Source organism: Myxococcus sp. AM010, assembly GCF_013372585.1.
Taxonomy (GTDB): domain Bacteria; phylum Myxococcota; class Myxococcia; order Myxococcales; family Myxococcaceae; genus Myxococcus; species Myxococcus vastator.
This window is the reverse complement of record NZ_JABXEO010000162.1, coordinates 1-7,481: the sequence shown is the minus strand read 5'-3', so window position 1 is coordinate 7,481 and position 7,481 is coordinate 1. Positions and strand designations below refer to the sequence as shown.

Sequence of the window (7,481 nt, the reverse complement as noted above, 5' to 3'; positions counted from 1 at the left end):
AGGCGGACCGGCTCGGCCTTCGCCGCCAGGTGCCGGCGCCGACGGTACACCCACGACTGCACCGTGCTCAGCCGCACGCCCCGCTGCCGCGCGAACTCCACCTGCGTCAGCCCGCTCGCCTCGAAAGCCTCGGCGACACGGAACCACTCCTGCTTCTCCACCGGCTTCGACATGCGCGCCAGGGTCCACGGCGGCGGCGCGTCACTCAACGCCCCTCATCACGTCGTTGGCCGGACGCTTACGTTGTAGCCGTCCTTGACGAACTGAAAGAGCTCTGCTGCTCCGTTGACTTCTCCTGTGTCACGCGGTGCCTCTCCGATTTGCCCGTAGTCAACCCGATGTGGCACAGGCGGCGCTGTTGCTGCGCGTGGCTGGGCAGTCCTGGAGGGACTAGGCTCGAACGTATCGACGTTGCGATTGTTGGTGCGAGTCGCTGCCTGCCTGGGTGGTGTCGGCGTTGCCGCTGCTGGTCGGTTTTGCGTGGGCGTAGGCGCCACCTGACGGCGCGCTGCCGTAAGGAGCTGTGCCATTGTCCGTATTCCGGAAATGGGCATGTCGGCCTCTTTTGAGGGGGTGTGGCCTTCATGGTAGGGCAATGAGAGTGTGGAAGGTATATTGGGGTTGGAGAGTGTTTGATCGGGGACGGATGGTTCGTCCGTGTGGAACGGCTGCGCTCGGCCGCGTGAGCACGGATAAGAGGGACTGCGCCCTGTAGGAAAGTGCGCGTTCGCCTGCGCTCGCGTGCCATTCAATGGGTGGGGGGGCCGGGTGTGTGATTCCCGGCATGCCTGCCCTCTCTCGTTGCGTGCCACTTCGGCCGTTCGGTTCCGAGCCCAAGAAATGGCCGCAGCATTTGGACTTGCCACCTTGCGAGTACTGCGGGGGGCCGTGGCACACGCTCGCAAGGCGATGGGGCGAGCACCTGGGGAACCCCACTGAGCTGCGGGAGAACATCCTCGCGGGCCGCAAGTCGAAGGAGCACCCCTGGTACACGGGGCGCTGGTCCATCGCCGCCCACACCTCATCTGCTCCGAGGCCATGGCGGAGGATGCTCCGTGGGCGCCACTCTGCCGGGACTTCGGGTATGACATCAACAGGCGAGAGAATGGCGTCATGCTGCCGATGGTCATGGCTGTCGCCTGCGAACTCCACGTGCCGATTCACAAAGGCCCCCACGCAGGGGGCTGGGCCTTCGACATGAACCTCGCGTACCCAGATGCCGTGAAGCGGCTGCTGGCGGGCGTTATCGAGAAGGCCGTGAGTGGCAGCTTCTGCCCGAAGCCCGAGGGGCTTACGGCCAAGATGGACCGAATAAGCCGCACGATTCTGGGGAAGGTGGCCAGCGGGAAGTGGACCCTCACGACGGATGGGTTGGACTACCTTCCTGGAGGGCAGGGGTGCGCGGGCTCGACGTCTATTCAGGACAAGCCACGTCGGCCGTGTCCTGCCGGCCGGAGGCATCGGACAATGCACCCATGCACTGGGACAGCACTCCAGCGGCGGGCGCTTCAGGTGGGAGAGTAGCCATGCAAGACGACTACTTCGTTCTCGAGCGCGCGCGTTCCCAGCAGCATCCCCTGCTGTCGTGGGACCAGGAGTGCCTTCCGTTTTTTCGGCCCAGTCCTGTGAAGGTTGCAGCACCCGTCAAGCTGAAGTTGGGCGAGCCGGTTCCGCCCCGGCCTGTCATGGTTGACTTCCACAGTCTTCCGGCGCCTGTCGTCTCCACGCGGCTGAAGGATTCCTTCGAGGCGGCGGCTCTGCCAGGAGTCCAACTCGTTCCCGCGGACGTGCAGGTGGGCGACTCCGTGTTGCGCTATTGGCTGGTCCACATGTGGCGACGGCTTCCCTGCATGGACAGAGAGCGCTCGCGCTTCGAGTTCGACGAGGACGGAGACCTCCTGCTGAGCCTCGACAAGCTGTTCCTCGATGAGTCCGTGCTCGGTGAGGTGCCGCTCGAAGAGCGACTGGCGTTTCGGCTCGCCGAGTCCGTGGTCCACGTCTTTCACCGGACGGTAGTTGAGCGGGTACTCGCCCTGTCACCGCCGCCGGAAGGGCTGCGCTTCATCCCCGTGGCGGAATGGGGCGACTCGTCGGGGTTCCGATGACGTGGCCCACCTGAGCGCAGCTCTCGACTCTGCGCCGGGATAGAGCGGCGCTGGCCCCTGGTCCGTGCGGCTGGCATTACGACGCCCGGTTGCGCCTTGGCCACCAGTGAGGTGGACTGCATTGAATATTACCCAGACGCGGGCGTCGGACGCGCCGTCGTTTGGCAATGCAGTGGGGGAGCGCATGTTCTTCAAGAAGAGGGAGGCTTCGCCGCAGCCCCAGGTGGTGACGCGCACCGGCCGACGGCCCGGGCAGAGCGCACGGGAGAAGCAGCAGGCCATCGCGGATGCCTCCCCGGTGAAGCCGTTCTTCACCCGCCTCTTCGACATCCACACCGATGAGCGGGCTTGGCGCCGCGGGGCGGACGGGGAGGAATTGGTGGGGGAGTTGCTGGAGCAGCTTCGCCCCCATGGCTGGCACGTCGAGCACGACGTGAGGGTAGGGCAGCGTGGCGCCAACCTGGACCACCTCGTCATCGGCCCGCCGGGTGTCTTCGTCCTCAACACGAAGGCGGTGCGCGGCAAGGTGTGGGTGGGCGGCCCCGTTGTCATGGTGGGCCACTACCGCACGGACTTCGTAGAGAACCTGGATGCCGAGGCCCAGCGCGTCCGGCGCTGTCTCACGGAGGCCACTGGCCGGAGCGCGCTCTGGGTGCAGGGCCTGCTCGTCTTCGTCCACCAGCAGCCCGTCGTGAAGCGTTCGCCTCGGTACGTGGCTGTCCTCCACCACTCCGAGTTGGTGCGCGGGCTGCTGGCCCAGCCTGCGAAGCTCAGCCCGAACGAGGTGGAAGAGCTCGTCCGGGCCGCTCGCCGCGAAGAGACCTGGATGGGGTGAGTAGGCCGCGGGGGAGGTGGCGCTACCATCCTCTGCGCATCGCTTCCCGCCGGGCCTCATCTCGTCGCGCGTCCTCGCGCTGCTGGCGGCGCCGCTCCTCCTGTCGTGCTTCCTCACGACGCGCATCCTCACGCTGCTGGCGGCGGCGCTCTTCCTGTTGCTGTGCCTCCTTGCCCCAGTGCACCTCGCGCCAGATGGCCGCCTCACCTTTCTCCGGCGTGCGTCGGCCAGGGGGCGGTGAACCGCTGCCACCTGCTTCCGAGCTCTCCTGCTGGCGTTGACGCTGCTCGTGCAGCGCGACGTTGGAGACGCACGTGCCGCTGACGCAGGTGTTGCCCAGGTAGCACGGCTGTTGGGGTCCGCAGGACTCTCCTTCGTCGTGGTAGCGAATCTGGCTTCCTGGGGCACCGCACTGGCCAGCCTGGCACGTCAACCCGGTGCAGCAGCCTCCGTCAGCCGTACACCGCGCTCCCGGGCCGGAGCACGTCGGTGCTGCCGCCAAGCCGGAGAGGGTGCACGTCCCGTTTCGGCAGGCGAGGCCGCCGCAGCAGGAGGTACCAGCGCCACAAGCGGCGTCCTGGCCCGCGCACGTGGGCTGGGCCATGCAGCGCCCCTGTTGCCACTGGTTGCCCGAGTCCTTGCCCGCGCAGACGTAGCCAGGGCAGCAGTTCTCCTGTGAGAAGCAACCTCCGCCACCGCGCATGCAGAAGTTCGGCGGCTTCTTCATGCCTCGGCAGACGCCCTCCACGCAGGCGTTTCCGGAAGAGCAGCAGTCCGCGCTCGACGCACAGGGGCCGTCGCTGTTGCTGCATGTGGGGCCGTTGGCGCGGCCTTGAAGTGAAGTGAGGAGCAGGGCAGCAACGAGGGGGAGGAGGTAGCGGGGCATGGCCGGGCGCCTCGCAAGCTGAGTGCCCGCTCACGACAGAGGGCGGCCCCTGGATGGGGGTGTCCACCTGCTGGGACGGGCGTACCGGTTCCCGGCCTGGCGCGGGGCCGCCGCCTCACGCGGGGAGGAGGGCCGGACGGCGTCCACGCATGCCGTGACGATGCGGCCGCATGGAGCTTTCCCCCGAGGCCGCGGTTGTCATGTTCGCGGTCAGCAACATCGCCGGCCCGTTGCTCACCCAGCTGCTGTCTCGCCGGAGCACCAAGGCGGAGGCGGCCGTTGAGCAGGTGCCCGTCCTGCAGCAGCGCCTGAATGCGCTCGAAGAGCAGGAGTCCGCCTCCAGCCAGGTGCCCCTCCTGGTCCAGCGGATGGAGATGGTGGTGGAGGGGGTGAATGAAATCAAGACGGAGCTGCGCGTCGTGCGGGAGCACGATTCGCTGCTCCGACTCATGGAGCAGCGCGTGCGCGCGCTGGAGGTATGGCGCGCGGAGGTCGTCCCCAAGCTCGACCGCTCCGTCAGCGAGACGCACCTGCTGATGGGCGAGCGCAACGCGCGCCAGCTCCAGCACACGGCCAACCTCGTGGACCCGCAGAAGGTGGCGAGGCCCACGCCGTGAGCCTCCGCCCCCCGGGCGCGCGCGCCGCCACGTCCGTGGTGGTGGCGCAGCACGGTCCCCTTTCACTCGCAGCACCCCAGGAGTCGTACATGACCGAGTCCACCTCGCAGTCCAGCGCCCCCGTCCGCGAGCACATCATGCAGTTCTTCGCCTACGGCCACTTGCCGCCCAAGCTCCAGGCGGTGAGCGCGCCTTTCGGCGACTTGGCGGAGAGGCTCCACGCGGAGGTGCCCCGCAACCCCGAGCGCACCGAAGCGCTGCGCAAGCTGCTGGAAGCCAAGGACGCTGCGGTTCGCGCACTCTTGGCCAAGGACCAGTCGGCGTCGGAGCGTCCGCCCCAGCCGACTCCGGAGCACGTCTGGGACGCCTTCGCGAACCGATGGACGCTGCCGGTCGCGAAGGGGCCCGCCATCAGTCACTCGACCGTCGGTGCGTAGCCCACGTCGGCCTGGCTTTCTGCACCACCCCCAACTCTGGAGTCCTCCATGGCCACCTCTCAGCGAGCCCGATTTCTCGCACTCGTCCTCCAGCAGATGAACAGCCCCTACCGCTGGAATGGGAAGGGCGAGACGGATGTCACCACCGGCCAGCGCGTCTTCGATTGCAGCGGCCTCGTCACCTGGGCCCTGCGCGAGGTGGGCGGCCCGGACTGGCGGGCCACGCACAACACGGACCTGCTGTGGACGGACTGCGCCAAGGTGCCGGCCGCGTCCGAGCTGCTGCCTGGTGACCTGGTCCTGTACCACTCGCTGGGCAAGCCTGCCGACCCCGAGCACGTCATGGTGTACGTCGGCGCCGGCGTGGTGGTGGGCGCCTCCGGTGGCGGCCCCAGCACGCGCACGCTCGCCGACGCGGCCAAGGCCGATGCCCGCGTGAAGACGTTCGCCCACCTCGATTACCGCGCGCGCCGCATGCCCGGCTTCCGTCGGCTGCCCGTCGCCTCGTGAGTCCCCGCCCGGCGCCTCGGCGCTGGGCATCCCCCGCAGTCAGGAGTATCCGCATGATGACGAAGCTGAAGCTGCTCGCCGTCGCCACCGTGGCGATGGTGCTTTCCGGGCCCGCCGTCGCGCTGGCCCAGACGGTGGGCGCCATGTCCGCCCCCATCCTCGCCGCTCCCTCCGTGGTGCTGGCCGCCACCGCCGACACGGGCGAGCCTGCCGTGTCCGCCTCCATCCTCTCCGCCATCGGCACGGCGCTGCTCGGCGTGCTGGCCAGCCCGGACGCGCTGAGCGTCATCTTCTCCGGGGTGGTGCTTGGCGGCGCGTGGCTCGCGCGCCGCCTCTGGAAGGACAAGGCCGAGGCTCGCCTCCGCGCCTTCGCCCAGGGCGTGGAGCACGCCTACTTCGCCGTGGAGTCCTTCGCCGCGAAGACGGCCAACACGGTGGACGACAAGCTGGCGCTCGCGCTGAAGCTGCTCAACGAGCAGATGGCCCGGCACGGCTACGCGCTCACCGTCCAGGAGGCGGAGGACGCCAAGCTGCGCATCGAGGCGATGCACGGCGCGAGCAAGGCCGCGGCGAAGCAGGCCGTGCAGACGGCCGCGCAGCTCGCCGCCCAGGGCATCGCCACCGCGCTCCCGACGGTGCCGGCGCTGACGACGCTCCCTCAGACGCCCCGCGGCTAGCCGTGTCCGCGGGGCTGGACGGGGTGCTGTCTCGCGTCCCCGTCCGTACCGGCTACCTGGAGGCACAGGCCGGCGTGTCCAGCCTCTCCGGCGCCTACGCGCGCGGCGAGCTGGGCGCGCGGCTGACGCAGCACCTGGGCGTGTTTGGATTCGCCGAGGCGAACCAGCGCGAGCGGATGGCCGGCGTCGGCGCTCGTTACACGTTCGGCTGGTGAAGTGAGGCGGCCCGCTCCGGGGTGTTGGGGCGGGCCCTTCCGTGATGCCACTACAGCTTTGCGTCGCAGTAGCCCGCTCTGCACGTGCCCTTGTGGAGTGGAAACGGAGGGGCCGTGAGATGGTGTTTCGAGCATGGCGCTCCATTAGGGAGCTGCACAGCCCGCCTCTGGATTGCTCCCGTTGCGCTAGCGCAATCGACTACGCAGAGCTCCTGGTCGAGTGAGTTGGGGTCAACCCTGGGAACACCGCCTCCGCAGGCTCGCGTGGCGGCATCGCGCCACTCCTTCCGGATTGGCGGGCCTTGTGCGGGGGCGGGCGAGGCGACGGCGAGGACAAGACTGGCGAGGATAAATCGGCGCTTGTGCATGGGATTGAGGTTATCCCGCCGGCTGGCCACCGCATAGGCATCGCATCCGCGCCGCCGGCTCGCGCCAGGGGATGAGGGTGCTGCGCCCACCTGCGCATCAAGGGCGCCCTCGTGTGGTGGGAGGCCCGGGGCGGCATGGGCGACTGCGGGGCCAACTACGCGCCCACTACGAGGTGGTACTCCACGCCGCCGGGCCGAAGCGCCGTCCACTGGTGGGCAATCGCATGGGGGGCCGTCCTCGCGGGCCATGCACCGGTGCCGCCGCAGCAGCGCAGCCACCCCACCGAAAAGCCCGTCTCCCTGCTGGGCCTGTTGATGGAGCGCTCGTGCCCGGAGGGCGGCCTGGTGCTGGAACCGGCGCCACCCTCGTCGCTGCGCAGCAACTCGGACGCCGCGCCGTGGGCGTCGAACTCGAGGATCGCTACTGCGAGGCAGCGGCACGCCGACTGGAGCAGGCCTCGCGAGAGGGTGACCACGATGCAGCCTGAGTCCGTTGAGCGACTGCACGGGCCCGGCGCAACCATCGTGGCGCCGGGCCTTGCAACTCCTGGATGGTCAGCGCGGCGGCTGCTTGGTGTTCCGCGCGTGCGTGGGCGTAGCGCGTCCTTGCCTCTGGACTCCCGTCCAGCCCCGCGACTGCCGCCTGAAGCTCTGCCTCCGCCGCCCCGAGGCGCTGCGCGAGCGCCACCCTCTGGTTCCTGGTCTGAAGTTACCCCGGTTTCGTGGAGTCCCACCCGCTGTGCGAAAAGGGTCCCACGATGCCGAAGTCACGCCCCCCATACCCGCCGGAGTTCCGTGAGCGGGTCGTCGAGTTGATGAAGGCCGGCCGGT

At 68.9% G+C, this 7,481-nt stretch carries 12 protein-coding genes; 10 read left to right on the top strand and 2 right to left on the bottom strand.

The window, feature by feature from the left end:
• Positions 1–209: IS66 family insertion sequence element accessory protein TnpA (tnpA, locus tag HV826_RS35655; protein WP_407938459.1), on the bottom strand; the 209-nt coding region annotated here is incomplete at its 3' end.
• 829 nt (positions 210–1,038) lie between these two features.
• Between tnpA and HV826_RS35650 the strand changes: the two genes are divergently transcribed.
• From HV826_RS35650 to HV826_RS35610, 10 genes are all read left to right on the top strand, one after another.
• Positions 1,039–1,524 (top strand): AHH domain-containing protein, encoded by a 486-nt coding sequence (locus HV826_RS35650; RefSeq protein WP_255217578.1) that lies wholly within the window; start codon positions 1,039–1,041, stop codon positions 1,522–1,524.
• Complete coding sequence (locus HV826_RS38215; RefSeq protein WP_368671070.1) at positions 1,476–2,105, top strand: imm11 family protein; 630 nt, start codon at positions 1,476–1,478, stop codon at positions 2,103–2,105. The genes HV826_RS35650 and HV826_RS38215 overlap by 49 nt, the downstream gene beginning before the upstream one ends.
• Positions 2,106–2,289: 184 nt before the next feature.
• Entirely contained in the window at positions 2,290–2,940 is a 651-nt protein-coding gene (locus tag HV826_RS35640) for a nuclease-related domain-containing protein (protein WP_176421470.1), read from the top strand.
• Between the two features lie 16 nt (positions 2,941–2,956).
• Positions 2,957–3,181 carry a hypothetical protein gene (locus tag HV826_RS35635; protein WP_176421469.1) on the top strand — a complete coding sequence of 75 codons (225 nt, stop codon included), beginning with the start codon at positions 2,957–2,959 and terminating at the stop codon, positions 3,179–3,181.
• A 460-nt stretch (positions 3,182–3,641) separates the two neighbouring features.
• The gene (locus tag HV826_RS37750) at positions 3,642–3,776 is read left to right on the top strand and encodes a hypothetical protein (RefSeq protein WP_255208561.1); all 135 of its coding nucleotides are present in this window, start codon (positions 3,642–3,644) and stop codon (positions 3,774–3,776) included.
• A gap of 220 nt (positions 3,777–3,996) precedes the next feature.
• Entirely contained in the window at positions 3,997–4,443 is a 447-nt protein-coding gene (locus HV826_RS35630) for a hypothetical protein (RefSeq protein ID WP_176421468.1), read from the top strand.
• Complete coding sequence (locus tag HV826_RS36770; protein WP_217918911.1) at positions 4,440–4,880, top strand: hypothetical protein; 441 nt, start codon at positions 4,440–4,442, stop codon at positions 4,878–4,880. Before HV826_RS35630 ends, HV826_RS36770 begins: the two co-directional genes overlap by 4 nt.
• A 48-nt stretch (positions 4,881–4,928) precedes the next feature.
• Entirely contained in the window at positions 4,929–5,390 is a 462-nt protein-coding gene (locus HV826_RS35620) for an NlpC/P60 family protein (RefSeq protein ID WP_176421467.1), read from the top strand.
• Positions 5,391–5,443: 53 nt separating this feature from the next.
• Entirely contained in the window at positions 5,444–6,067 is a 624-nt protein-coding gene (locus tag HV826_RS35615) for a hypothetical protein (RefSeq protein WP_176421466.1), read from the top strand.
• A 2-nt stretch (positions 6,068–6,069) separates the two neighbouring features.
• Positions 6,070–6,282 (top strand): hypothetical protein, encoded by a 213-nt coding sequence (locus HV826_RS35610; RefSeq protein WP_368671069.1) that lies wholly within the window; start codon positions 6,070–6,072, stop codon positions 6,280–6,282.
• A 523-nt stretch (positions 6,283–6,805) separates the two neighbouring features.
• Here HV826_RS35610 and HV826_RS35605 read toward each other — a convergent pair.
• Complete coding sequence (locus HV826_RS35605) at positions 6,806–7,126, bottom strand: hypothetical protein (protein WP_176421465.1); 321 nt, start codon at positions 7,124–7,126, stop codon at positions 6,806–6,808.
• Positions 7,127–7,481 lie beyond the last annotated feature (355 nt).